Here is a 25,802-nt window from a genome sequence, read left to right on the forward strand (position 1 = left end):
TTTAAGTTATTATCATTTATTCAAAAATCTATTTCTGACGGAAAAAGATATCAATTGGAACACCTTCAAAGTTATATATCTCACGAAGTTTATTCTCAATATATCTCTTATAAGGATCCTTTATATACTGTGGCAAGTTTGCAAAGAATACAAACTGAGGTGTAGGCGTAGGCAACTGCATACAGTATTTAATCTTAATGTATTTTCCTTTAATTGCCGGTGGTGGAGTATGCTCTACTACAGGTAGCATAGCCTCATTGAACTTAGACGTAGAAATACGTTGTTTTCTATTTTCATATACTGCTACAGCTGTCTCCAAAGCTTTTAATAAACGCTGTTTAGTGACTGTCGAAGTAAATACGATCGGCACATCCGTAAAAGGAGCAATCTCTTCACGAATTTTATCTTCGAACTGTTTAGTTGTCATCGTATCTTTTTCTACTAAATCCCATTTATTAACAAGAATAACAACTCCCTTTCTGTTCTTTTCAGCTAACCAGAAAATATTTTGATCTTGCCCTTCGAAGCCTCTTGTTGCATCAACCATTAAGATACAAACATCACTATGCTCAATTGCGCGAATAGAACGCATTACAGAGTAAAACTCTAAATCTTCTTTTACTTTAGATTTACGGCGAATACCCGCTGTATCAACTAAATTAAAATCAAAACCAAACTGATTAAATCTCGTATCAATAGCATCCCTTGTTGTTCCAGCGATATCAGTAACAATATAACGATCCTCACCAATCAAAGCGTTGATAAAACTAGATTTACCAGCATTTGGACGACCCACTACTGCAAACCTTGGCAACTCATCTTCCTCTGTCGTTAATTCTTCCTCCACTGGTAATGCAGCTACTACAGCATCTAATAAATCTCCTGTACCACTACCACTCATTCCTGCAATTGGAAAAATCTCTCCTAATCCAAGGTTGTAGAATTCAAAAGTATCATCCATACGCTTTGAACTGTCCACCTTATTAACTGCTACAAAAATAGGTTTCGTTTCTTTACGCAACAGGCGAGCAACTTCTGCATCCATTGGAGTTATTCCCTCCTCAACATCAACAACAAATATAATAGCGTCTGCTTCGTCTATTGCTAAACTAACTTGACGTCTAATTTCCCCTTCAAATACATCATCAGAACCTTTCACATATCCTCCTGTGTCAATGACAGAGAACTCTCTCCCATTCCATTCTGATTTGCCGTAGTTTCTATCACGTGTTACTCCACTTACTGAATCTACGATGGCATCTCTCCTTTGAATCAAACGATTAAAAAAAGTCGATTTTCCTACGTTTGGTCTCCCAACTATGGCTACTATACTACTCATATTATTTCAAAATAGGTCGCAAATTTAATGTTTATTACGACATTTTTATTTTTATTATTACTTCTTTTGATTATATCCGAAGCGACGTAACTGATAATCGCTACTTCTCCAATCTTTATTTACCTTGACAAACAATTCTAAATGGACCTTTTTCATAAAAAACTTCTCCATTTCTTCTCTTGCTGCTATTCCCACTTTCTTTAATGCTGCACCTTTATGTCCAATGATTATCCCTTTTTGGGTATCTCTTTCAACCATGATAACAGATTTGATTCGAATAATGTTATCCTCCTCTTTAAACTCCTCTGTTTCTACTTCCACTGCATAAGGCACTTCTTTTTCGTAATTCAACAGGATCTTCTCTCTAATAATCTCATTCACAAAGAAACGCTCAGACTTATCAGTTAAAGCATCTTTAGGGAAATATGGAGGGCTATCTGGTAGTAACTCAATGATGCGATCATAAACAGCCTGTGTATTAAACTTCTCTAAAGCAGAAATAGGGAATATCTCAGCATTTGGAACTTTCTCACTCCACAATGCCACTTGCTCTTCTAATTGAGTTTGATTAGATTTGTCAATCTTATTCAATAAAAGCATTACAGGTACCTTTGACTTATTGATTCGAGCAAAGAAATCCTCATCTTTTAATTCTCTCTCTCCTATCTCTACCATATAAATCAACACGTCAGCATCCTCAAAAGCGGATTTTACGAAGTCCATCATTGATTCTTGCAATTCATAGGCAGGTTTAATAATACCAGGTGTATCGGAGAATACAATTTGATAGTCATCTCCATTTACAATACCCAATATTCGATGTCTAGTAGTCTGTGCCTTAGAGGTGATGATTGACAATCTCTCTCCTACTAAAGCATTCATTAATGTTGATTTACCTACATTTGGATTACCAATAATGTTAACGTAACCAGCTTTATGCGTCATATTATTCTATTTTTTCGAGAGCAAAGGTAGTTTATATCAATGACATAGGAAAAATTAAATAAAATTTATAACAACACTTTATATATATTTAGCATCTAACTTATCTAATAATTAATCACCTATTTAGGGTACTTGATAAAATAACATAATTACAAATGAAAAAAGAAGACAAAAGACATTGGTCTAAAGTAGAATATTTACACGAAACAGTAAAAAACCCAAACATTCACATTAAAGGAACGACATCTTATTACAGCAATGCATGGACAGGGAACTTTGAAGAAAGTGTGGTGCGCTATCTCTATGGTGATGAATACAGTCTTAATACATGGGATCCCATCTGGCATATTGATCAACTATACATTGGGGCGTATGTGTGCATTGCCGCCGAAGTAGTAATACTTATGGGAGGCAACAATACACATCGCACAGATTGGTTTAGCCTGTATCCCTTTACAGAAATAATAGAAGAAGCTTATCAAGCCAAGGGAGATACAATAATAGAAGACGGAGCTTGGTTAGGGATGCGCTCGATGATCATGCCAGGTATAACAATTGGAGAAGGGGCAATCGTAGCTTCGGGAGCAGTTGTGATAAAAGATGTAGAACCTTATACCATCGTTGCAGGTAACCCTGCCAAACCTATTAAAAAGCGCTTTTCTGAAGAAACAATAAAAAAATTAATGGATTTAAAAATTTACGATTGGCCTGAAGAAAAATTCCACTCCTTTATTAAGTTACTCTGTAACAATAACATTGATGAACTTATTGCTCAAAACAGCGAATATACAAAAGGGAAAGACAGTGAATACCTATGAAAATAGGCGATTATTCTCATAGCTGATTTGTGGGTTCCAAATATTCCTACTATATTTGCACCACAATATCGCGGGATAGAGCAGTAGGCAGCTCGTCGGGCTCATAACCCGAAGGTCACAGGTTCGAGTCCTGTTCCCGCTACTAATAAAAAGCCACTTCAAATGAAGTGGCTTTTCTCTTTTATAACTTCTCGACTATTTCTAAGCTTAATTTACTCCAAAGAGGAAACACACTGATATCAGAAACAAACAAGCCACGCTATTCTGAGCAAAAGAATGCATCCCTCTCCGTCTATACAGTGAAAAAAAGCATTAAACAAACTTTAACACCTTCCCAAAAATAACAAACAACAATTTAAATGTCAGATATTTAAACACAAGAAAACTGTTAAACTAAAATAAAAAATAGAATGTCTGGCAGAATAATATTGTGTACCCCAAATAAACGCATTACATTTGCACCACAATATCGCGGGATAGAGCAGTAGGCAGCTCGTCGGGCTCATAACCCGAAGGTCACAGGTTCGAGTCCTGTTCCCGCTACTAAGGCCCTTATTACCGCTTCCATTTGGTTTTAGGGGTTTTTCTTTTTTATAAACTTTCACTTTTCCATTTTACTGGATTAAAAACTTAACAGTTCATTTCCCTTATCTTACAAATAATATTAAGCTTATTACTTAAGCAGGGAAAGTTATTTGGCAAAGTTAGCCTACACTCATTTTTCCAGTGAATAATCCTATAGCGATCACATTTACAACAGTCGCCTATTTTAGTAGAATAACAGTAAAATCCCCCTCCCCCTTTTCACACTAATTAAGCTTTTTAATAAAAAACATTTGTAAAGTCCAAATAATCGTATTACATTTGCACCACAATATCGCGGGATAGAGCAGTAGGCAGCTCGTCGGGCTCATAACCCGAAGGTCACAGGTTCGAGTCCTGTTCCCGCTACTAATAAAAAGCCACTTCAAATGAAGTGGCTTTTCTTATTTTATCCAAATTAGCAACTTACCTACTCTCCTTTATAGCAGCTGTTCAAAGGATTACAAATTATAAACTACATTAAGATTGACTTTATTTGTCAATTGATAAAAAACGCATTACATTTGCACCACAATATCGCGGGATAGAGCAGTAGGCAGCTCGTCGGGCTCATAACCCGAAGGTCACAGGTTCGAGTCCTGTTCCCGCTACTAAGCTTTTAAACCACTTATTACATCAAGTGGTTTTTTGTTTATAACCATATAACTTTATTACGCCTACTTAATTAAAAAAGGGTTTACTTTAAAAAGTAAACCCTTTTTTAGCTTTATGACAATAATTCTTCTTGAATGCTTTCCCATTCTTCCATTAAGTCATCTATTTTCTTCTTTTTAGCTTCATAATCCTTAAAGAATGTAGCATCATTCATCATCTTTTCGTAATCAACTGCTAAACGCTCATCGTCTTTAGCTATTCTCTTTTCAAGATCACTTATTTCACTTTCTATTTTACTCAGCCTATTCTGAAGGCTCTTCTGTTTCTTTTGATCTTCGTAAGATAAAGATTGACTCTTTTGCTCCTCTTTCTTTACTGTCTTATCTACAACATTTGCAACCTCTGTCTTCTTTTCAATTTCACGCATACTCTGAGCATTGCGTTCTTCTAAGAAATAATTAATATCTCCTAAGTACTCTTTAATCTTTTGGTCTTTAAACTCATAAACAAGCTCTGTAAGACCTTGTAAGAAATCACGATCGTGGGAAACCAATACTAAAGTTCCTTTAAAGTTTCTCAAAGCCTCTTTCAATACATTTTTAGATTTAATATCTAAGTGATTGGTAGGCTCATCCATAAGCAATACATTGATTGGAGATAACAACATTTTACACAAGGCCAATCTATTTCGCTCACCTCCAGAAAGCACTTTTACTTTCTTCTCCACATCATCTCCTCTAAACAAGAATGCCCCAAGCATATCGCGCACTTTCACACGATTACCATCACTTGCAGCATCTAACATCGTATCGAGTATCGTTTTTTCACCATCCAAATAATCGGCTTGATTCTGAGCGAAATAACCAATCTGTACATTGTGACCTAACTTAATCGTACCTTCATACTCAAACTCCTTTAAAACAGCCTTAATTAAAGTCGATTTACCTTGACCGTTCTGTCCGACAAATGCAATTTTAGTTCCTCTTTCAACTAAGAGATTAATATCTTTAAAAATAACTTTATCGCCAAAGCGCTTAGTTACACCGTCAATCTCTAAAACAACTTTACCAGGATCTATACTCACAGGGAAAGAAATATTCATCACCGCGTTGTCATCTTCATCTACTTCGATACGCTCTACTTTATCCAATCGCTTAATTAGGGATTGTGCCATCGAAGCCTTGGTAGCCTTGTAGCGAAATTTCTCTATTAATTTCTCCGTCTCTTCAATTTTTTTAGCTTGGTTTTTTTGCGCAGCTAATTGTATTTCACGTAGCTCTTCACGCAATACAAGGTACTCTGAATAAGGCTTATTAAAATCGTAAATCTTCCCTAACGAAATCTCTATTGTGCGATTAGTCACATTATCTAAAAACATTTTATCGTGGGAAATGATAACAACAGCTCCCGGATAAGTTCTCAAAAATTGCTCTAACCAGATGATACTTTCAATATCTAAGTGGTTAGTAGGCTCATCCAGTAGCAAGACGTCGTTATTCTGAAGCAATAACTTTGCTAACTCAATTCGCATGCGCCATCCTCCTGAAAAGGTATCAGTCAGATTGTTAAATTCCTCACGTTTAAAACCTAAACCTTGTAATACACGTTCAGTGTTTCCTACATAATTATACCCCCCGATTATTTCAAATCGATGAGTTAAATCACTCAATTTCTCGATTAACTCACCATAACTCTCAGATTCATAATCTGTGCGTTCTGTTAATGCTGTATTAACTTTCTCTAATTCACTTTCGACAAACTTAATTTCCTCGAATGCTTGATAAGCCTCCTCCAAAACTGTGCGACCTGGAATAAAGTCAATATCTTGTCTAAGAAACCCAATCTTTAAATCTTTATCAGTTGCAATACTACCCGTATCCGGTTCAATATCTCCTGACAGGAGCTTCAACATTGTTGATTTACCAGCTCCATTTTTTCCAACTAAACCAACCCTATCACCTGCGCCAATCTTAAATGTAACGCTTTCAAATAAATACTCTCCTGAAAAAGAAACAGAAAGATTATGAATATTCAACATATATAATTAATTCTTTATTTTAAATTTTTTATACCTATGAATGGATAAATGCTCATCTAAAGGTTCACCATTCTCTATATTATTAAACAATTTACTAGCTACAAAAGGGCCTAACAATACTCCACGAGTACCCAATCCGTTTAAGACATGTATTCTATCTGACTCCAAACTTCTCCCCAACAAAGGTCTTCTGTCTTTCACTGTAGGACGAACACCAGCCGTGTGAAGAACAATCTCAAAATCAAGATCGATAATATCCTTCAAGCCTTGTATAAGTTCTTCTTTAGCCTCCTGTGTGGGATCATCCGACTTATCCTCCCAATTATAAGTTGCTCCTACTTTATAAATATCATTACCAATTGGAATGATAAATACATTAGCCTTCAACATAAAGTCAATCTTGAGGTCAGGAATCTTCACCAACATTAATTCTCCTTTTGTACCATCCAAAGGTAACTCTTTAAAGAAGGGATTATTCAACAATCCATAACCTTCAGCAAAAACAATATGACGTGCTTGAATACCTTTATAAGTCACGCATTCACTTGAATAAGTTAGCTGATCAAAGTCAAAACTCTCCTTGAGGTAACAATCCTTTTCATGTAGATAGTTGCGATAATTTGTAATCAAATCGTGTGTTTCCAAGTACCCCGTATATTTCACTTCTCCATAACCAAAGGGAGCTTCCACCCCATTGATATCCATCCTTGACAACTTAGGAGCCAAATACCTTTCAAGATTAGGCTTGTCCGCAGCGTGAAACCAATTATTTTGTTCTTCAACAGATAACAGACGTCTAAACAAAGGCATAGGATACAAAAACTGAATTCCTAATTTCTTCTCTAACCCCTGATAAAAGGGCAAAGCTATATCCAATTGTTCATCTATCTTCCACACTTCCGTAAAGCGTTTGAGTACAACAGGATTATACATTCCTCCAGCAATCCATGATGAGGAACGCCCTTCGTTATCAATCACTTTAAAGCTTTTTCCTTCACTAATTAATTTCTCAGTGAAACAGATACCGGCCAACCCTGTACCTACAACAATATAATCAACCATAATACACGCATACTATTAAAACAAAAGCTCTTATCTAATTTAATTAGATAAGAGCTTAGTAAATTAGTTACTACAAATTTAGTAATTCCTAGTTTAATATTTCCACATATCGTCTTCCAGGTTGCGAATTAACTCTTTAATTCTTTCACCTTCAAACAATTTTTGTAAATCATTACCTTGTATGTACTCATCTATACGACGACCACCATATTGGTTATCTGCTTTATAAATAGTAGCACTAAATCTTCTTGAATTCAATAAGTGATCAAAGTTAATCGGATTCATTGGATTCTTAGGATTGAACGCATAGCTTTGGTATAAGACATCTCTTGCATCTGCAAAGAAAATCCAAAACAACTCTACGAAGTTCTCATTTTCGCTACCTTTTGTATAAATATCTACAACAACAGGAGCGATTCCCAATAAACGATATCTCAATTGTCCTTCATTGCGATCAAAATACCACATACCTAAGATATGATAAGCACTCACGTCAGAAGATCTCAATTCTGTACGATCAATATACTCATCTGGCACAGCTTCTCCAGCATTAAGGTACTCAATACCTACGTCAGTTGTATCAACCTTAACAAATGAAGCTTCGATATCTTTTAAAGTACGTTGTACTTTAAAATCACTACTATCATATACTTCAGTAATAGCACCAGACTTAACACCATCTAACAACACTTGGAATAATGACTTATGCTCACTATCTTCTGTATCATCAATAGGGAAATAATATGACTCATTTGCTTTTTCAGACAAGGAGATTTTCTCCCATACCTTAATACCAAATAATACATCTTTATCATTAACCTGTCCATAAGGAATAGGCCCATCTGATTTAACTAAAATATCTAACAAAGACTTTTGCCCGATTTCACTAGCAGATTTAGCATTCAATAAGTTCGATTGCGCAAAAGATCCTATTGAAAACAGAGAAAACACTACAAATAGTGATAAATTTTTCCAATTCATATTTTTCTAAATTTTCTTTCTTTAAAATTAAGAAGTAATTATTTAATTTCAAAAGTACACGGTGCCGTTTTTTTCAACTGATAGTCACCACCACCTTGTAATTTTGCTTTAATATCAGAGATAACTACAACATCTCCTATACGAGCTCTGCGTATAGCTGCTTTAGCTCTATCGTTCATCTTGTTTCCAGGTACAACAATACTTGGTTGTCCAGGAATTTGAACCACAAAGCTACTAACTGTTAGATTCACGTCGAAATCAAAATCTTCTAATTTCGCACCGATACTCACCCTTTCCAGGTTTTCTTTTGATCCAATAGCAGCAAACTCACCACGAACAGTACCACGAGGAGAAGGAATATCTTTAATTCTAAATACCTTAGAATCTTTAGCTCCTTTTCCGTCGTCAAATGTACCCGTTACACTAATAGTAACCTCTCTACCTCCTTGAGGTCTTAAAACGTATTTACCATTTCCAACCTTACTTAAACCAGGAGCACTTGCATTTACCTTACTATCAGGAATACCTGCAAATGAAATAGAAATCGGGTTATCAACTCCTCTATAAACAACGTTCATCTTATCAGCTGATATCGTTGCACTATTTGGTCTACTAACTACTACGTATGATCCTTTAAAATCAACTGGTACTTCTTCTCCTTCTTCAATGAATACAAATTTACCAGAGAAATTGTGTTCTCCTACGCTATTAGCAGGTAAGTTCAATTTAACCTGACCATTTTGAAGCGATTTATTCAAGTCTATTTCTTTGCCATTGACAAATACTTTCTTTGGGATTGTATTGTCATAGCGCCCTAAGGCAACAGTACTTGAATAGTTATCACCTACGTAATAAACAGATTTATCAGGAATAATCAATGCTGAATAATTCTTCATAGAAGCAGCTTCGATCAATTTATTTCCTAACAACAAATTATACATATCCTGCTCCATAACGCGGGCGTCATTTTGCATAGCGGATAATTTAGTCAAAGATGCCACAGCAGGAAACCCAAGGAAGTTGTAGTTTAAGTATGGTTTTTTCACACCACTACGATCCTTCACATCGTTCAAGTCAAAGTTCTTGTTAAACTTTTCCTTTACATTTTTGTATGCTACATCTTCACCTAAAAGTGTATTAATCTTATTCTTATAATCTTCAATATCTGCAATAAATGCCTTTCCTTCATCAGACAATTTATCTCCTTTAAACCAAAGATTATCAATAACATCACTCTTATCCATCATTTCAAAAGGAAGACTTCCATCAGCCTCTCTATATTTCTCAACGATAAGCTCTTTTGTCGCGCCAATTTTTACAACAAAAGCATCAGTAATGTCTTTAATTTGTTTTGCCTTATTATAAGGCTCTCGGAACTTTGCAGCATCATCCTCTGCTTTTTGTTCCAATTGTTTAAGAGATACAAGCTCATTATTTGTTGCCAAAGCAGTAGTTGTCTCCTCAAACTTCTCGTTCACCATACCAAAAGCTGATAAAACCTCACGTGACATTTGAAGTGCCATCATAGCGATGAACACTAAATACATCAGGTTAATCATCTTTTGTCTCGGTGTCAATTTCTGTTTTGCCATTATCTATAATATTTTTTAATTATAAATTAATTAGCATTTCTTCCTGCTCCCATAGCTGAAAGCATTCCACCATAAACATTGTTTAAAGAAGCTAAATTCTGCGTTAAAGCCTGCATCTGTTCTTGTAATCTTACATTATTCTCAGCTACAGATTTATTAATTTCAGCATTAGAAGTTGCACTTTCTAATTGTACTTTATACATTTGATTCAACGACTCCAATTGAGCAGCAGCGATCGTCATTTCTTGAGCGTATTTTTGCGAAGAAGCAACAGTATCAACAGCTGGAGCAATATTTTTAGATGCAGCTTCAAAGTTGCGAATACTATTTCCTAAGCTATTCATTAACTCACCGTCAATCTTAGCATCTTTTAGCATTTCATCCAATTTCTTTGAAAGCGATACCTCAACATTCTCCACTACAGGAGTCTCCTTACCTTTTTTCAGTTGACGAGCTTCCCCGTCTTTTAACTCTGGATAAACTTTACTCCAATCTAATTCCTCATCAACAGGTTCGAATGCAGAAATAGCAAAAATAATTGCTTCTACAACCATACCGAAAATCAACATGTTATTACCATTAAGAGGACCTACCTCCATGTGAGTGATCTTAAATAAAGCTCCTAAGATAACGATTGAAGCTCCCATTCCATAACAGAAGTTCATTACTTTTTTTGACATTGCCATAGCCTAATAATTCTTTATAAATTTTCTTTCCAATTTTTTAACGAGCCATTTTTGCAGCATTAGTTCTTGACATAGAACCTGAAACTGACTGCACAGTTCTAAACCCAATGTAGCTTCTTGATGAATCTGCATACTCTGAATCACGAGTTGCTACTTGTAAGAAATAAGCAGGATCTCTCCATGAACCACCTCTTACAACTTTTAAAGGATTATCAGTTTGTCTATTTCTCGGTTTCATAGAAGACATAAAATCATAAGCAGAAACCTCATAAGGTGAACTAGTCCATTCGGCAACGTTACCAGCCATATTGTATAAGTTATATCCATTTGGAGGATATGATCTTACATCTGCTGTATATAAAGCGCCATCAACCGCATAGTCAAAACGAGTTGGTTTAAAGTTTGCCATAAAGCAACCTCTTTCATCTGTTGCATAAGGTCCTCCCCAAGGATACATAGCTCCTTCAAGACCACCACGAGCAGCATATTCCCATTCACTTTCCATTGGTAAACGGAACTCGTGAACTTCTTGTGTTTGATTATTTGTACGTAAAAAAGTATTCTTATACATTGTTCTCCAAGCAGCAAAAGCTTTTGCTTGATACCAGCTTACACCAACTACAGGATACTCTCCAAAAGCCTCATGCCAAAAGTAATCGTTGTGCATTGGCTCATTATAAGAATACTGGAATTCTTTAATCCAACGTGTAGTATCAGGATAGATTAAAAGTGTCTCCGTTTTCAAGTGTCTTTTGCGTTTACTACGTGGATCTGTACCTTGATCTCTTGTTGCACCTTCCACGTCAACGTAAGTATACTTAAATTTCAACTTAGACACATCGAATGTAGTCATTCCATTATATGTTTCAGAAGCAGGGATATAAAGAGAATCCATTACCTCTACATAATACTCATCTGGAAATTTACTATTATTCGTAACCACTGGCACTTTTTTATTCAAACGACGACCAGAGTAAATATCATCACTCATTTCCATACTATAGTAATTATCATACATATAGCGTTGGTATGGTGTCATTTTATCTAAATTTTCTTCTGAATCTAAAAAAGCATAAGCCCCTATTCCACCAGCATCTTTATTCATCCCCATATCATCAGCCATGATAGCTAATTTAGTACGAGTAATTGAATCTTTTACCCATTCAACGAATTTTCGGTACTGGTTATTACTTACCTCTGTCTCGTCCATATAAAACGATCCAATCGTAACAGTTTTTGTAGGAGCATCTTGTGCACCTAAGAAGTCTTCATTAGCCTGTCCCATTGTAAAAGTTCCTCCTGGAACTAATGACATGCCATGCGGTTTTGTGTTACGCCATCTTTTACCTTCTACACCTCCCATTAACTCACCTCGATCTCCACCTGCTCCACAACTGAACATCAAAGCCGCCAAAACTCCTAACGTAATTATCTTCTTCATATAATTTTAGGTTTATATATACAATTTTTCTTTACTACTATTTAAAGTTAATTTTTTCTTATTTCTTTCAATAAACAAAGCTAAAGATTAATTTACATTAATTCTTCTCAAAAAAAACTTTTTTTTTACAACATACTCCTTTTTAGAGCTTTCCACCATCTTTCTGGTATTTCTTGCTTAGTTGCCATCAAATATTCTTCTTCGTTACACGGCATTAAAGAAATTCCTTTGCTATTCTCAAATTCTACAATGCCATTTTCTACCCACCAGCGACCAGAAATGTCACTTTTATAGAAAATCAAATCCTCGTAGCCTTCAATAGGAACTATAAATTTCAAATAATTTGCGCGTCTTTCAAAAGGATACTCTCCTGTGCGATAATTATATCCCTCTATAAAATACCAAATGATTTGTGCTATTAATAACGCTTCATTCTTTGTATTATTATAATTGAATATTCCAAAAGTTGAAACTCTATCACTCAACCCTGCGTATCGACCTAATGCACATATCTCTTTACCATCAAAGCCATTTGGGTTAAAAGTGATGTGATTACCCGAATCACCCGATTTGACAACCCCCATATCAATGCTTACTATATCGGCATCTCTCAGCACTGGCTCTGCTATTTTTAAATTTGCAGAAACCTCACCTACGCGATAAGCTTCAAAATATAAGCTATCTATTAAATCTATTTCTTCTTGTGAATTATAAAACGTTTGATAACCTAAGTTTGCATAGTTAAACAAATTCACAGGTTCCTCTAAAATAATACGAGAAAGAAAACTTTCAACTGATAAATTAGCTCCTTTTGCTACATCTAACTTAGAGTCGATTGTCACGATATTTACCAACTTATTCAAATCATCGTATGCGCGATACATTCCGTAAGTCAAGTCTTGAGACCCACCTATAACAATTGGCAATACATTATTCTTAATCAAATCACTTACGATAGATTTGACAACGAAATGAGTATCTTCTATTGTATCACCAGGTAATATATCTCCAAAATCAATAATTCGAAGACCCCAGTTACCAGGATATAATGCATAGAGTGCTTTTCTAATTTTAGAAACATCAACAACAGTTAAATCTTCTTGACCAGCTCCTCTATTATCGCCAATACCAATTATAGCAATTTGATACTTGTCATAATCAAAAAACTCTTTTTCGCGATAGTATGTGACTTTCTTACCTAATGTCTGACTAGGCAATCCATCGATGTAATCAACCACATCATCACTTAAAGGCACTAACAACTCGTACATCATAAATTACTTTTTTGTTTTCTTTGTAGTCGTAGTTTTCTTAGTTGCTGTCTTTTTTGTTGTCGCTTTCTTAGCTGCTGTTTTCTTTGCTGGAGCTTTTGCCTCAATCATAGCTTTCACTTGATCCAAAGTTAAAGCAGCTGCATCAACATCCTTCGACAATTCTATTTTCGTTTTCCCTTGCAAGATAACAGATCTCCCCCATCTTGCTTTTTCAACGCGAATCCCTTCAGCAGACCAATCGTGAATAACTTTATCCTTCTCTTTTTGAATTTTATCTTCAATTAATTCAATAATATCAGCTTGAGATAAATTGTCAAAATTATATTTTTTATTCACATTGATAAAAATGCCATTCCACTTTAAGTATGGGCCAAATCTACCAACGCCTTTTTGAACATCCATTCCTTGAAAAGTAGCAATAGGTGCATCTGCTTCCTCTTTCTCTTTTATTAGCTCAACCGCTCTTTCAAACGACACATCTAATGGTTCTTCTCCTTTTGGCAAAGAGATAAAAACTTTACCTACGCGAACATAAGGTCCAAAGCGGCCGTTATTTACCTCTACTTCTTCTCCTTTATATTCTCCTAACTGTTTAGGTAATAAAAACAATGTCAATGCTTCTTCCAAGCTAATAGTACCAATATTCTGGTCAGGTCCTAAACTTGCAAATTGTTTATTCTCGTCTTCAGCATCACCAATTTGAGCCATCGGTCCAAATTTACCCAGACGAACCAATACAGGCTTACCTGTTTTAGGATCCTCTCCTAAAATACGCTCTCCAGATTCTCTTTCAGCGTTTTCTTCAACATTCTTAACTGTAGGGTGAAAATGATCGTAAAACTCCTTCATCATTTTAGCCCAATCTGCATTTCCAGCAGCAATCTCATCGAAATTCTCCTCAACTCTCGCTGTGAAGTTATAGTCTAAGATTGTTTGAAAATTCTTAACTAAGAAATCATTTACAATAATTCCAATATCTGTAGGTACTAACTTACCTTTATCCGATCCTGTTTTCTCAACTAAATTCTTTGTGCGAACGCCATCATTCCCCAATTCCAACAATTTATACTCGCGTTCTTTTCCTTCAGCACTTCCTTTCTCAACATAATTACGAGCTATAATAGTTGATATCGTTGGTGCATAAGTTGACGGTCTACCAATCCCTAACTCCTCTAATTTCTTTACTAATGAAGCTTCTGTATATCTTGCTGCAGGTTTACTGAATCGCTGAGTTGCCACTAAAGTCTTTCTCATCAACTCCTCTCCTACTTTCAACGCTGGCAAAATTCCTTCTACTTCTTCATCTTCCTCATCGTGTCCTTCCAAATATACCTTTAAGAAACCGTCAAAAAGTAAAACCTCACCAGTAGCTGCAAATTGATCTTGAAATTTATTCGAAGCTATGCGAACATTTGTTCTTTCAAGTTTAGCATCACTCATTTGAGAAGCAAGCGTACGCTTCCATATCAAATCATATAAACGAGCTTGATCTCTATCTACAGGTGCATTGTGCAAGGCCATATTTGTAGGGCGAATAGCTTCGTGAGCTTCTTGTGCTCCTTTACTCTTTGTTGTATATGTTCGCGGTTTAGAATACTGAGCACCATACGATTTAGAAATTTCATCTGCCGCAGCTTTCATAGCTTCTTGCGAAAGATTCACACTATCCGTTCTCATATAAGTAATCAATCCACTTTCGTATAATCGCTGAGCTAAAGTCATCGTTTGACTTACCGAAAAATACAGCTTACGCGCTGCCTCTTGCTGTAAGGTAGAGGTAGTAAATGGTGCAGCAGGAGACTTCTTAGCTGGCTTAGTTTCTAAGTCGCTAATTTGATATCTACTGCCAATATTTAGTTCTAAAAACTGTTTAGCTTCTTGTTCTGTAGCAAAGTTCTTTGCCAACTTCGCTTTTACAGTCTTACCTTCAGCGGTAGCAAATTCAGCTACTACATGATAAGACGATGCAATATTAAACTCGTTGATTTCTTTTTCGCGTTCCACAATTAGTCGAACAGCTACAGATTGAACACGTCCAGCAGATAACCCTCCTTTTACTTTTTTCCATAGTACAGGAGAAAGTTCATATCCTACCAAACGGTCTAAAATACGGCGAGCTTGTTGAGCATTTACAAGGTTATAGTCAATTTGTCTAGGGTTCTCAATCGCTTTTACAATGGCAGATTTAGTAATCTCGTGAAAAACAATTCGCTTTGTTTTATCAGCATCCAATTTTAATTCTTCAGCTAAATGCCATGCTATAGCTTCTCCCTCACGGTCCTCATCGGAAGCTAACCAAACTGTCTCAGCTTTCTTTGACAAATCTTTTAACTTCTTAACAACTGCTTTTTTATCACTCGATACTTCATATGAAGGTTTAAACCCATTATTGACATCTACGCCAATTTCCTTAGAAGGTAAATCCGCAATATGTCCATAACTAGATTCTACTTGATAATCTTTCCCTAAAAATTTTTCTATAGTTTTTGCCTTAGCTGGTGACTCAACAATCACTAAATTTTTTGCCATACTTCATTATTTTGTGAAGCAAAAATATATGATTTTTTTGAATATATCCGTGCCACTACTTATTAATGCATCTTTTAACTAATATGCCAGCATACAATAATTGCATTAATCATCAAATTATTCGTAAAATAAACCAACATTACAGCAATAAACCGATATATTGATTTTTTTTACAAACAAAATCAGAAAATTACACAATTTAATAACAATTCTCTACCTTTTTCAATTCTCACCTCTATCTATACTTTTAAATCTCCTGATATCTCAAAACATTCTTAAAACTTGACGTACCATGAAAAATGGTCAATAGTATATATACGATACTCTAAAAATACTTAATAAGAGATAAGGTATAACAATAGTCAGAGAAGAATCCCAAACCTATCTAAATCAAATACAGCAAACAAACTCATTTCGTCAACTGGTCAATATGCTCCAAAACTTTCTTACCAAACATTTAGATAACTACAACACCCCTATACTAATGTGAATTTGATTTAATAAAAGAAAAACAGTATAACTTTTAAGCTATTTATTTACGGGTATCTATTTACTCTAAAAGAGTTACTCTATCCAATCTAATGACGAAATCACCAAAATTGACGAGCACGTTTACGAACCTTAAAAAACAGATTCGCTTGATTTAATAGAGGGGTTTTCTTGCACTTTCTTGGGGAATCCTTGCACTTTTCTTGGGGTTTTCTAGCCCAGAGAGGGGTTTTCTCGAAGAAAGGTGCAAGAAACCCCCAAGCAATGCCCTCTCATCTCCGTACAAAACGATAGGTAGATTATCAACAGATAAAAGGAAGTAACAAACAGATAGTTTAGATCAAATTCAAGTTATCTTATACAATTGATACTCGTTTATAAGTACATCGCTTGTTTCATATTTGAAAATAAAAACAAGAAAAGATCGCTGCCCAACTTACCAAAAACAACAAACTACACTCAACCAAAAGGTAGATAGAAATTTCGCCAATTACCTTCTAAAACTACCGTTAATACATACTCACGCAAATTCACTCAACACTTCTTCAACTATCTTCCAAGATTACTCAACCTAAGTAGCTGTTTCTTGAATAAATACTGAATCAGTATTGAAGACACCTTGAATATATAATCACCGGAACAACCACTTTACCAAAACAGCCTAAAACGCTTTATGGTCATCTCTCCAATCAAGCATTGCAGTATCACTTTCTCAATTACTACTAACCCTCCGCATCTAAAGGCATCCTAAAAAAGACAGAAACAAACTACTGCTGTCAACTTGTCAGTTGCACAAAAAAAAGTATCTTTGCCCAAAATGTAGAACACCCTTTGAACAATCTTATGGAAAAGGTAATTGACGAAAATAAACAAGGAACAAGCTTACAATTAGAGCAAAAACAAGACAACAGTAAAAAACTTTTTATTGAAAGTTACGGATGTCAAATGAACTTCTCTGACAGTGAAATTGTTGCTTCGATCCTATCAAATGAAGGATATAACACCACAAACAATTTAGAAGAAGCTGACTTAGTATTAGTAAACACCTGCTCTATCCGCGATAAAGCAGAACAAACAGTACGCAAGCGCTTAGACCAATACAATCAAATCAAAAGAAAGAATCCTGGTATGAAAGTAGGAGTATTAGGATGTATGGCGGAGCGTTTAAAAAGTAAATTCTTAGAAGAAGAGAAAATTGTAGACATGGTTGTAGGACCAGATGCTTACAAAGATTTACCTAATTTATTAAAAGACGTAGACGAAGGTAGAGATGCTATTAATGTGATTTTATCGAAAGATGAAACTTACGGAGATATTGCACCTGTACGTTTACAAAGTAATGGAGTAACTGCTTTTGTTTCAATCACAAGAGGATGCGACAATATGTGTACTTTCTGTGTAGTACCATTTACAAGAGGAAGAGAGCGAAGCCGTGACCCACAAAGTATTATAGAAGAAATACAAGACTTATACGAAAGAGGTTTTAAAGAGGTAACCCTATTAGGACAAAACGTAGACAGTTACCTTTGGTATGGAGGAGGACTTAAGAAAGACTATGAAAAAGCTACTGAAATGCAAAAAGCAACAGCAGTAGACTTTGCACAACTTTTAGACACATGTGCTACCACATTTCCAAAAATGCGCTTCCGTTTTTCTACTTCAAACCCACAGGACATGCACATTGAAGTGATAGAGACTATCGCTAAGCACGAAAATATATGTAAATACATTCACTTACCTGTTCAATCGGGAAGTACGCGTATTTTAGAAGCGATGAACCGTCAACATACAAGAGAGGAATACATGGCACTTGTAGATAAAATCTATGAGTTAATTCCCGACATTTCACTTTCTCAAGATATGATTACAGGTTTCCCTACAGAAACAGATGAAGACCACAAAGACACTTTATCACTTATGGAATATGTACGATATGACTTTGGATTTATGTTTGCCTATTCTGAAAGACCTGGAACATTAGCTGCTCGAAAATTAGAAGATGATGTACCAGAAGAAGTTAAAAAACAACGATTGACAGATATAATTACGCTACAAAACAAAATCAGCTTAGAACGCACTCAGCGCTTTGTTGGAACTACAGTAGAAGTATTAATTGAGAAAACATCTAAGCGTTCAGAAGATGAATGGTCTGGGCGTAATTCACAAAATACAACAACTGTATTCCCTAAAGAGAATTACAAAGTGGGAGACTTCGTATTAGTAGAGATTACAGATTGTACTTCTGCAACTTTAATTGGAAAAGCTGTAGGGTACTCTCCAATGCAAGCATAGTTATATCAACAAAAAGATAAAGAAGTAAAAAACCTATGGAAAATGTTCAAGCAATTAAACAACGCTTTGAGATTATTGGTAATGATCCTAAACTGAATAGAGCTATTCAAAAAGCAATTCAGGTGGCTCCTACTGATATTTCCGTACTTATTACAGGAGAAAGTGGTGTAGGTAAAGAGAGTATGCCTAAAATCATACACTCGCTATCTCACCGAAAACACGGAAAATACATTGCAGTCAACTGCGGAGCTATTCCAGAAGGAACAATAGACAGTGAACTATTTGGACACGAAAAAGGGGCTTTTACGGGTGCAGTAGGTACCCGTGAAGGATACTTTGAAGAAGCTGATGGAGGTACTATTTTCTTAGACGAGGTTGGAGAACTTCCCTTGACTACACAAGTACGTCTATTACGTGTTTTAGAAAACGGAGAATTCATTAAGGTAGGTTCATCTAAAGTACAAAAAACAGATATTCGAATCATTGCTGCTACAAACGTGAATATGATCGAAGCGATTGAAAAAGGAAATTTTAGAGAAGACTTATATTATCGTCTAAGTACCGTTGAAATAACTTTACCTCCCCTTCGCGAAAGAGGAGAGGATATTCATTTGCTTTTTAGAAAATTTGCTTCAGATTTTGCTCACAAATACAAAATGCCGCCTATCAAATTAGAAGCGGATGCAGCAAATTATTTAGTGCGTTACCGCTGGGATGGTAACATCCGACAGCTGCGCAACGTAGCAGAGCAGATTTCCGTGTTAGAGACAAATAGAAACATATCATTAGCTGTACTGCAATCTTATTTGCCTAATCACGATAGACAAGTCCCTTCAATTGTTAATGGCAAAAAGGCAGAATCAGATTTCAGCAATGAAAGAGAGATTCTGTACAAAGTATTATTTGACATGAAAAGCGATTTGACTGACCTTAAAAAGCTTACCTTAGAATTGTTGAAGCACGACAGCAGTCAAGTGCAAGAAACAAATCAGGGGTTAATTCAACGCATCTATGGCAGTAAACCAAGTGAACCCGCAGAAGCATCGTTCCAGAAAAACATTACAGAACTTAGTCTTCTTCCTGCAAGCGATCACAGTAATCACACACCTAATTTTCACCATGCTACAATAGCAGATGACGAAGATGACGACAATGATTATTTACTCGCAGAAACAATCGAAGAGGAACCGCTAAACTTAGAGGAACAAGAAGTTGAACTAATTCGAAAAGCCTTGGAAAAGAACAAAGGTAAACGTAAAGCTGCCGCTGATGAACTCGGTATTTCAGAAAGAACACTCTACAGAAAAATTAAACAATACAATCTATAATCTATGAAAATAAAGAATTTAATCCTTATTTTACTTCCAGTACTATTTTTTAGTAGTTGTAAATATTATAACTTTACAGGAACAGGTAAGATAGATGCTGACTCCTTTCAAGTAAATTTCTTTCAAAACAATGCAGACTTAGTAGAGCCTGGTATTGAACGTACATTTACTATGGCTTTGCAAGATTTAATACAAAATCAAACGAGTTTAAGCCTTACCAATGAAGGAGGAGATTTAATCTACGAAGGAGAGATCGTTGATTACCGCATTAGTCCGACAACGGCTACTGCTGACCAACGCGCAGCACAAAACAGATTGTACATTGCTATAAATGTTCGATTTATCAATAAAAACACACCTGAAGATGATTTTGAAAAGAGATTTTCTTTCTACTACGACTATGATGCTAATGTGCAACTGGCTGGTGCAAGTTTGACAGAAGCATTAGACGTAATATACGAGAGAATCACACAAGATGTATTCAATGAGTCTTTAGCTAAATGGTAAACACAAGGAATTTGAATAAAGAAAAAATAAATATTGCCTTAATAAATTCAACTCTTATTGAAGCAGATGATTTACAATCATTTGAAGAAGTATTAGAGGAATATCCCTATTTTCAATCTATTCGAACTTTGCACCTAAAGTGTTTATACCAAAACAAAAGTGAAAGATATAATACAAATCTGAAAAAGACGGCTGCTCATACGCTTGATCGAGATATCTTATTTGAATTCATAACTTCCGATAGTTTCATTAATTATCCCATCTCAATTGAGAATGATGCGATTGAAAAAGAAAGTGACATCACTCTACCTATACCAGAAGAAGAGAATATAGAGTCACAGAACACTTCAGTTGCTGTAGAAAAAGACGCTATTTTATCTACAGAAACCGAACAAAAAACAGGTGATGATAACGAAGATCTTTCACCTTCTGAAACGCAGACTACGGATCTTCCAATAGAAGTAGAGAAAGCAGGACAAACCAAAGTAGAACAACTCGAGGATAAATTAGAAATAGGGAAACCTTTAACAATTACCGAAAACGAAAAATATTCGTACGAAGAGTGGTTAAAAATATCTTCATTTCCTCCTATTGACAGAGAAAAAGAATCTATTTTAACGGAAAATGAAAAAAAATTAGAAGAAGAACGAAGAAAAAAATTAACGCTTATAGATCGATTTATTGAAACAAATCCTAAAATTGTTCCAACCAAAAAAGCGACGATAAGCCCCGCAAACATTGAGACCAGCGTACAAGAGAACACGAGTTTAATGACAGAAACTTTAGCAAAAATTTATCTTGAACAAAAAAAATATCAAAAAGCAATACAAGCTTATGAGATTTTAATTTTGAAATATCCAGAAAAAAGTAGTTTCTTTGCAGACCAAATATTAGATATAAAAGCGTTACAACAACATAATAGTTTATAACATGAACACATCATTTACAATATTCCTAGTACTGATAGCAATCGTATGTTTCCTACTTATTGTAGTAATTATGGTACAAAATCCAAAAGGAGGAGGATTAGACTCATCATTTGGAGGTTCGACTGTGGCAGGAGGTGTAAAAAATACAAACGATTTCCTTGATAGAAGTACATGGTTCTTAGGAGCTACATTAATTGTTTTAATTTTAATGTCAAGTTTAAGTACAGGAGGAGGAGTTTCTGGAGATTCTAAATTATTAGATCAAAACGCTACTATTCCAACAAGTACAAATGTTACTATTCCTACGGAAAACAATACACCTGCAGAACAAGCTCCTGCAAGTGACAATACACAAGAATAATTAGTATTACCTCATTATAATTCAAATGCCGGCTGTCAAGCTGGCATTTTTTTTTGTCCTTTACTGACAAAATATGATTTGGCACACTTTATGTCTAATCTATAAGCATTATAAATAAAATTCAATTTCATAAACTATATTAAATTATGGCATTAAATATTAAACCACTTGCAGACAGAGTTCTTATTGAACCACTACCAGCAGAAACTAAAACTGCTTCAGGTATTTTCATTCCAGACAATGCAAAAGAAAAACCACAAAGAGGTACAGTAGTAGCGGCAGGAAACGGCACTAAAGATCACGAAATGACTGTAAAAGTAGGTGACATTGTACTGTATGGTAAATATGCTGGAACAGAGCTAAAATTTGAAGGTAAAGATTACCTAATTATGCGTGAAGACGACATACTTGCAATTGTTTAAAACAAATTGAATCATTAACAACTAAATCAGATCAAAAATGGCAAAAGATATTAAATTCGACATCGAAGCGCGCGAAGGTTTAAAACGTGGAGTGGATGCATTAGCAAATGCTGTAAAAGTAACATTAGGTCCAAAAGGTAGAAACGTAATTATCGGTAAATCATTTGGAGCTCCAGTAGTAACTAAAGATGGTGTTTCTGTAGCTAAAGAAGTAGAGCTTGAGAACACACTTGAAAATATGGGAGCGCAAATGGTAAAAGAAGTTGCTTCTAAAACGAATGATTTAGCTGGTGACGGAACTACTACTGCAACAGTATTAGCACAAGCAATCGTTAAAGAAGGACTTAAAAACGTTGCAGCTGGTGCAAATCCAATGGACTTGAAACGCGGTATTGACAAAGCGGTTGAAATTATCGTAGAAGAGCTAAGAAAACAAGCACAAGAAGTTGGTGGGTCAATGGACAAAATCAAACAAGTAGCTTCTATCTCAGCAAATAACGACGATTTCATTGGTGAATTAATAGCTCAAGCTTTTGAAAAAGTTGGAAAAGAAGGTGTTATCACAGTTGAAGAAGCAAAAGGTACTGAGACTTATGTAGATGTAGTGGAAGGAATGCAATTTGACAGAGGTTATCTTTCTCCATACTTTGTAACTAATTCAGAAAAAATGGAAGTAGAGCTTGACTCTCCTTACATTCTATTATACGACAAAAAAGTTTCTTCTTTAAAAGAGCTTTTACCAATATTAGAACCAATAGCTCAATCAGGAAAACCACTTTTAATCATTGCTGAAGACGTTGACGGAGAAGCTCTATCAACATTAGTAGTGAACAAATTAAGAGGTGCCTTGAAAATTGCAGCTGTAAAAGCTCCAGGGTTTGGAGATAGAAGAAAAGCAATGTTAGAAGATATTGCAATCTTAACAGGTGGTGTTGTAATTTCAGAAGAGCAAGGATACACATTAGAGAATACTACTTTAGAAATGCTTGGTACTTGTAAACGCGTAAGCATTGATAAAGATAACACTACTATTGTTAGTGGAAGTGGTGATACTGAAATGATTAAAAACAGAGTAAACCAGATAAAAGCTCAAATGGAAGTTACTACTTCTGATTATGACAAAGAAAAATTACAAGAGCGCTTAGCTAAGTTAGCTGGTGGTGTTGCTGTTCTTTTTGTTGGAGCTGCTTCTGAAGTTGAAATGAAAGAGAAGAAAGATCGCGTAGATGATGCTTTACACGCAACAAGAGCTGCAGTGGAAGAAGGAATCGTTGCTGGTGGAGGTGTTGCTTTATTAAGAGCGAAAGATGCATTAGCAAACATTAAAGTAGAAAATGCTGATGAAGAAACTGGAATCGCTATCGTAGCTAAAGCAATCGAGTCTCCATTGAGAACAATTGTTGAAAATGCTGGATTAGAAGGTTCTGTTGTTGTTGCTAAAGTATTAGAGGCTAAAGAAAACTTCGGATACAACGCTAAGACAAATGAATATGTAGATATGTTACAAGCTGGTGTAATCGATCCTAAAAAAGTAACAAGAGTTGCATTGGAAAATGCTGCTTCTGTTTCAGGAATGATCTTAATCACTGAGTGTGCTTTAGTTGATATAAAAGACGAGAGCGGTGCAGGAATGCCTATGGGAGGCGGAATGCCAGGTATGATGTAATACATTCATTGTATATAAAACTAAAAAGCGGTTTAGAATTAATTCTAAACCGCTTTTTTTATCATTAACAGTCGCCATTGAGCAGTCAACATGCGACTATTCTTCAATACCTTTAGAAGGTTGTTATTTCTTTCAATTCAGCGATAGTTGATTTCGGATCTTGTGATTTAAAAACAAAACTACCTGCTACTAACGCAGCTGCTCCAGCCTCTACTAAGGCTTTAGCATTCTTACTCGTAACTCCTCCGTCAATTTCAATAATAGTATTAGCCCCTTTATCCTGAATCAACGCTTGTAATTTACGCACTTTAGCATAGGTATTCTCTATAAAGCTCTGACCTCCAAATCCAGGATTAACACTCATGATTAATACCAAGTCCAAATCTTGAATAATATCCTCTAACACACTTACAGGAGTATGTGGATTAAGTGCTACACCCGCTTTCATTCCCTCCGCTTTGATTGCTTGAACTGTACGGTGAAGATGTGTACATGCCTCGTAGTGCACTGTCAAAATATCAGCTCCTAAGTCTTTAAATGTCTTGATATATCGATCAGGATCGACAATCATTAAGTGAACATCTAATACCTTCTTGGCATGTTTACCAATAGCCTCTAAGACAGGCATACCAAAAGAAATATTAGGAACAAAAACTCCGTCCATAATATCGATGTGAAACCAATCTGCTTGGCTTTCATTAATCATTTCAACATCGCGTTGTAAATTTCCAAAGTCTGCAGCAAGTACAGATGGAGCAATAACTGTATTTTTCATATTCTTGTGTTGTTTCAACAAAGATAAAACTATTAACTCTAAACAAAAAAAGCCTTAGTGCATACTGCAAAAAGACTTCTATTATTGTCGATTATTTTATAAATTGAACTTCAAATAATTCTGTGAAATACTTGAGAATCTTACTGCGAACCTCATCCTCATCGACACGCTCTACCCCCAACTCTACATTGAGTGATGTTACACCTTTTCCGCGTATTCCACATGGGATAATATTGTCAAAATAACCCAAATCCGAATTGACATTCAGTGCAAAACCGTGCATAGTTACCCATCTAGAAGCTCTTACTCCCATTGCGCAAATCTTGCGGGCAAATGGCGTACCTGCATCTAACCATACTCCTGTTTCACCTTCACTTCTACCTGATTCAATACCGTAATCTTTCAAGACTAATATCATTGTTTCTTCCAGTAAACGCAAATATTTATGTATGTCTGTAAAAAAATTCTCTAAGTCTAATATTGGATATCCTACAATCTGTCCAGGTCCATGGTAAGTAATATCACCACCTCTATTGATTTTATAAAAAGTCGCACCTTTTTCTTTCAACTGTTGATCGTTCAAAAGCATATTGTGCACATCTCCACTTTTACCAAGTGTATAAACGTGGGGATGCTCTACGAAAACAAAATAATTCTCTGTTGCATCATTTTTGTTCTCACGTCTATTCGCAACTTTTACATCTAAAATAGACTGAAATAATTGTTCTTGATAATCCCATGTTTCTTTATAATCTTTTTCTCCAAGATCAATTAATTTTATTTGTTTATTCATTACGTTCTAATTATCGATTATATTTTGGGTTATTCAATATTACAAGAGCACCAATAATTCCGGGAATCCAAGCTGCTAAAGTCAATAAAAAAACAATTACAATAGACCCACAACCTTTATCTAAAACTGCTAAAGGTGGGAATATAATAGCTAAAATAACTCTCCAAATACTCATACTCAATATTTTTATCTTACAAATTTCGTCATTTTTAAACAAAGAAAATAATCTTTTATCTCTTACTAAGATATGAATTCGAAAAATACCAAACAATAATGACAATATTGCTTCATTTGAGAGAATAGTAATTGCCGCATTTTCAAAGAATAGCTATATTTGC

The 25,802-nt window shown here is 35.3% G+C and carries 21 protein-coding genes and 4 tRNA genes; 12 read left to right on the forward strand and 13 right to left on the reverse strand.

Annotated elements, in window-relative coordinates; all coding sequences use genetic code 11:
* Window positions 1-28 precede the first annotated feature (28 nt).
* Window positions 29-1,339, reverse strand: coding sequence for a ribosome biogenesis GTPase Der (gene der / locus GOQ24_RS10445; protein ID WP_155093092.1), 1,311 nt, complete (start codon window positions 1,337-1,339; stop codon window positions 29-31).
* A 57-nt stretch (window positions 1,340-1,396) separates the two neighbouring features.
* Window positions 1,397-2,284, reverse strand: coding sequence for a GTPase Era (gene era / locus GOQ24_RS10450; RefSeq protein ID WP_155093093.1), 888 nt, complete (start codon window positions 2,282-2,284; stop codon window positions 1,397-1,399).
* 155 nt (window positions 2,285-2,439) lie between these two features.
* Here era and GOQ24_RS10455 point away from each other — a divergent pair, with 155 nt between their 5' ends.
* The 5 genes from GOQ24_RS10455 to GOQ24_RS10475 all read left to right on the forward strand — a co-directional run bounded on the left by GOQ24_RS10455 (window position 2,440) and on the right by GOQ24_RS10475 (window position 4,295).
* Window positions 2,440-3,102 (forward strand): CatB-related O-acetyltransferase, encoded by a 663-nt coding sequence (locus GOQ24_RS10455; protein WP_155093094.1) that lies wholly within the window; start codon window positions 2,440-2,442, stop codon window positions 3,100-3,102.
* A gap of 69 nt (window positions 3,103-3,171) precedes the next feature.
* Window positions 3,172-3,244, forward strand: a tRNA-Met gene (locus GOQ24_RS10460).
* Between the two features lie 328 nt (window positions 3,245-3,572).
* A tRNA-Met gene (locus tag GOQ24_RS10465) sits at window positions 3,573-3,645 on the forward strand.
* Between the two features lie 335 nt (window positions 3,646-3,980).
* Window positions 3,981-4,053 (forward strand) — tRNA-Met (locus GOQ24_RS10470).
* 169 nt (window positions 4,054-4,222) lie between these two features.
* Window positions 4,223-4,295 (forward strand) — tRNA-Met (locus tag GOQ24_RS10475).
* 116 nt (window positions 4,296-4,411) lie between these two features.
* Here GOQ24_RS10475 and abc-f read toward each other — a convergent pair.
* The 8 genes from abc-f to topA form a co-directional block, all read right to left on the reverse strand.
* Window positions 4,412-6,337, reverse strand: a complete 1,926-nt coding sequence (gene abc-f, locus GOQ24_RS10480; RefSeq protein WP_155092139.1) for a ribosomal protection-like ABC-F family protein — start codon at window positions 6,335-6,337, stop codon at window positions 4,412-4,414.
* 6 nt (window positions 6,338-6,343) lie between these two features.
* On the reverse strand, window positions 6,344-7,399 hold the full coding sequence (locus GOQ24_RS10485) for an NAD(P)/FAD-dependent oxidoreductase (protein ID WP_155092138.1): 1,056 nt from the start codon (window positions 7,397-7,399) through the stop codon (window positions 6,344-6,346).
* A gap of 93 nt (window positions 7,400-7,492) precedes the next feature.
* On the reverse strand, window positions 7,493-8,380 hold the full coding sequence (gldN, locus tag GOQ24_RS10490; RefSeq protein WP_155092137.1) for a gliding motility protein GldN: 888 nt from the start codon (window positions 8,378-8,380) through the stop codon (window positions 7,493-7,495).
* Window positions 8,381-8,418: 38 nt separating this feature from the next.
* Window positions 8,419-9,972 carry a gliding motility protein GldM gene (gene gldM, locus GOQ24_RS10495; protein ID WP_155092136.1) on the reverse strand — a complete coding sequence of 518 codons (1,554 nt, stop codon included), beginning with the start codon at window positions 9,970-9,972 and terminating at the stop codon, window positions 8,419-8,421.
* A 26-nt stretch (window positions 9,973-9,998) separates the two neighbouring features.
* On the reverse strand, window positions 9,999-10,658 hold the full coding sequence (gene gldL / locus GOQ24_RS10500; RefSeq protein ID WP_155092135.1) for a gliding motility protein GldL: 660 nt from the start codon (window positions 10,656-10,658) through the stop codon (window positions 9,999-10,001).
* 37 nt (window positions 10,659-10,695) lie between these two features.
* Window positions 10,696-12,099, reverse strand: coding sequence for a gliding motility lipoprotein GldK (gene gldK, locus GOQ24_RS10505; protein ID WP_160339655.1), 1,404 nt, complete (start codon window positions 12,097-12,099; stop codon window positions 10,696-10,698).
* A 125-nt stretch (window positions 12,100-12,224) separates the two neighbouring features.
* Window positions 12,225-13,373: a formimidoylglutamase gene (locus tag GOQ24_RS10510; protein ID WP_160339656.1), complete on the reverse strand. Its 1,149-nt coding sequence runs from the start codon at window positions 13,371-13,373 to the stop codon at window positions 12,225-12,227.
* A gap of 3 nt (window positions 13,374-13,376) precedes the next feature.
* On the reverse strand, window positions 13,377-15,902 hold the full coding sequence (gene topA / locus GOQ24_RS10515; protein WP_155092132.1) for a type I DNA topoisomerase: 2,526 nt from the start codon (window positions 15,900-15,902) through the stop codon (window positions 13,377-13,379).
* A gap of 1,332 nt (window positions 15,903-17,234) precedes the next feature.
* Between topA and miaB the strand changes: the two genes are divergently transcribed.
* The 7 genes from miaB to groL all read left to right on the forward strand — a co-directional run bounded on the left by miaB (window position 17,235) and on the right by groL (window position 23,896).
* Window positions 17,235-18,683 carry a tRNA (N6-isopentenyl adenosine(37)-C2)-methylthiotransferase MiaB gene (miaB, locus tag GOQ24_RS10520; protein ID WP_155092131.1) on the forward strand — a complete coding sequence of 483 codons (1,449 nt, stop codon included), beginning with the start codon at window positions 17,235-17,237 and terminating at the stop codon, window positions 18,681-18,683.
* A gap of 35 nt (window positions 18,684-18,718) precedes the next feature.
* A complete protein-coding gene (locus GOQ24_RS10525; protein ID WP_160339657.1) occupies window positions 18,719-20,011 on the forward strand; it encodes a sigma-54 interaction domain-containing protein in 1,293 nt (430 codons plus the stop codon).
* 3 nt (window positions 20,012-20,014) lie between these two features.
* Complete coding sequence (locus GOQ24_RS10530) at window positions 20,015-20,518, forward strand: LptE family protein (protein ID WP_155092129.1); 504 nt, start codon at window positions 20,015-20,017, stop codon at window positions 20,516-20,518.
* 11 nt (window positions 20,519-20,529) lie between these two features.
* Window positions 20,530-21,447, forward strand: a complete 918-nt coding sequence (locus tag GOQ24_RS10535; protein WP_155092128.1) for a tetratricopeptide repeat protein — start codon at window positions 20,530-20,532, stop codon at window positions 21,445-21,447.
* Window position 21,448: 1 nt separating this feature from the next.
* Window positions 21,449-21,808, forward strand: coding sequence for a preprotein translocase subunit SecG (secG, locus tag GOQ24_RS10540; RefSeq protein WP_155092127.1), 360 nt, complete (start codon window positions 21,449-21,451; stop codon window positions 21,806-21,808).
* Window positions 21,809-21,954: 146 nt separating this feature from the next.
* The gene (groES, locus tag GOQ24_RS10545; RefSeq protein ID WP_155092126.1) at window positions 21,955-22,230 is read left to right on the forward strand and encodes a co-chaperone GroES; all 276 of its coding nucleotides are present in this window, start codon (window positions 21,955-21,957) and stop codon (window positions 22,228-22,230) included.
* A 37-nt stretch (window positions 22,231-22,267) separates the two neighbouring features.
* The gene (groL, locus tag GOQ24_RS10550) at window positions 22,268-23,896 is read left to right on the forward strand and encodes a chaperonin GroEL (protein ID WP_155092125.1); all 1,629 of its coding nucleotides are present in this window, start codon (window positions 22,268-22,270) and stop codon (window positions 23,894-23,896) included.
* Between the two features lie 112 nt (window positions 23,897-24,008).
* On the opposite strand, the gene rpe is transcribed toward groL, so the two are convergent.
* The 3 genes from rpe to GOQ24_RS10565 all read right to left on the reverse strand — a co-directional run bounded on the left by rpe (window position 24,009) and on the right by GOQ24_RS10565 (window position 25,639).
* Window positions 24,009-24,671, reverse strand: coding sequence for a ribulose-phosphate 3-epimerase (gene rpe / locus GOQ24_RS10555; RefSeq protein ID WP_155092124.1), 663 nt, complete (start codon window positions 24,669-24,671; stop codon window positions 24,009-24,011).
* A 91-nt stretch (window positions 24,672-24,762) separates the two neighbouring features.
* Entirely contained in the window at window positions 24,763-25,464 is a 702-nt protein-coding gene (lipB, locus tag GOQ24_RS10560) for a lipoyl(octanoyl) transferase LipB (RefSeq protein WP_155092123.1), read from the reverse strand.
* 10 nt (window positions 25,465-25,474) lie between these two features.
* Window positions 25,475-25,639 (reverse strand): YqaE/Pmp3 family membrane protein, encoded by a 165-nt coding sequence (locus GOQ24_RS10565; protein ID WP_155092122.1) that lies wholly within the window; start codon window positions 25,637-25,639, stop codon window positions 25,475-25,477.
* Window positions 25,640-25,802 lie beyond the last annotated feature (163 nt).

It is taken from the genome of Myroides sp. LoEW2-1, assembly GCF_009767705.1.
Lineage (GTDB): Bacteria > Bacteroidota > Bacteroidia > Flavobacteriales > Flavobacteriaceae > Flavobacterium > Flavobacterium album_A.

Excerpts from the sequence above, each read along its gene's own strand:
- der (WP_155093092.1), bottom strand. The coding sequence starts at position 1,339 with ATGAGTAGTATAGTAGCCATAGTTGGGAGACCAAACGTAGGAAAATCG.
- era (WP_155093093.1), bottom strand. The coding sequence starts at position 2,284 with ATGACGCATAAAGCTGGTTACGTTAACATTATTGGTAATCCAAATGTA.
- GOQ24_RS10455 (WP_155093094.1), top strand. The coding sequence starts at position 2,440 with ATGAAAAAAGAAGACAAAAGACATTGGTCTAAAGTAGAATATTTACAC.
- abc-f (WP_155092139.1), bottom strand. The coding sequence starts at position 6,337 with ATGTTGAATATTCATAATCTTTCTGTTTCTTTTTCAGGAGAGTATTTA.
- GOQ24_RS10485 (WP_155092138.1), bottom strand. The coding sequence starts at position 7,399 with ATGGTTGATTATATTGTTGTAGGTACAGGGTTGGCCGGTATCTGTTTC.
- gldN (WP_155092137.1), bottom strand. The coding sequence starts at position 8,380 with ATGAATTGGAAAAATTTATCACTATTTGTAGTGTTTTCTCTGTTTTCA.
- gldM (WP_155092136.1), bottom strand. The coding sequence starts at position 9,972 with ATGGCAAAACAGAAATTGACACCGAGACAAAAGATGATTAACCTGATG.
- gldL (WP_155092135.1), bottom strand. The coding sequence starts at position 10,658 with ATGGCAATGTCAAAAAAAGTAATGAACTTCTGTTATGGAATGGGAGCT.
- gldK (WP_160339655.1), bottom strand. The coding sequence starts at position 12,099 with ATGAAGAAGATAATTACGTTAGGAGTTTTGGCGGCTTTGATGTTCAGT.
- GOQ24_RS10510 (WP_160339656.1), bottom strand. The coding sequence starts at position 13,373 with ATGATGTACGAGTTGTTAGTGCCTTTAAGTGATGATGTGGTTGATTAC.
- topA (WP_155092132.1), bottom strand. The coding sequence starts at position 15,902 with ATGGCAAAAAATTTAGTGATTGTTGAGTCACCAGCTAAGGCAAAAACT.
- miaB (WP_155092131.1), top strand. The coding sequence starts at position 17,235 with ATGGAAAAGGTAATTGACGAAAATAAACAAGGAACAAGCTTACAATTA.
- GOQ24_RS10525 (WP_160339657.1), top strand. The coding sequence starts at position 18,719 with ATGGAAAATGTTCAAGCAATTAAACAACGCTTTGAGATTATTGGTAAT.
- GOQ24_RS10530 (WP_155092129.1), top strand. The coding sequence starts at position 20,015 with ATGAAAATAAAGAATTTAATCCTTATTTTACTTCCAGTACTATTTTTT.
- secG (WP_155092127.1), top strand. The coding sequence starts at position 21,449 with ATGAACACATCATTTACAATATTCCTAGTACTGATAGCAATCGTATGT.
- groES (WP_155092126.1), top strand. The coding sequence starts at position 21,955 with ATGGCATTAAATATTAAACCACTTGCAGACAGAGTTCTTATTGAACCA.
- groL (WP_155092125.1), top strand. The coding sequence starts at position 22,268 with ATGGCAAAAGATATTAAATTCGACATCGAAGCGCGCGAAGGTTTAAAA.
- rpe (WP_155092124.1), bottom strand. The coding sequence starts at position 24,671 with ATGAAAAATACAGTTATTGCTCCATCTGTACTTGCTGCAGACTTTGGA.
- lipB (WP_155092123.1), bottom strand. The coding sequence starts at position 25,464 with ATGAATAAACAAATAAAATTAATTGATCTTGGAGAAAAAGATTATAAA.
- GOQ24_RS10565 (WP_155092122.1), bottom strand. The coding sequence starts at position 25,639 with ATGAGTATTTGGAGAGTTATTTTAGCTATTATATTCCCACCTTTAGCA.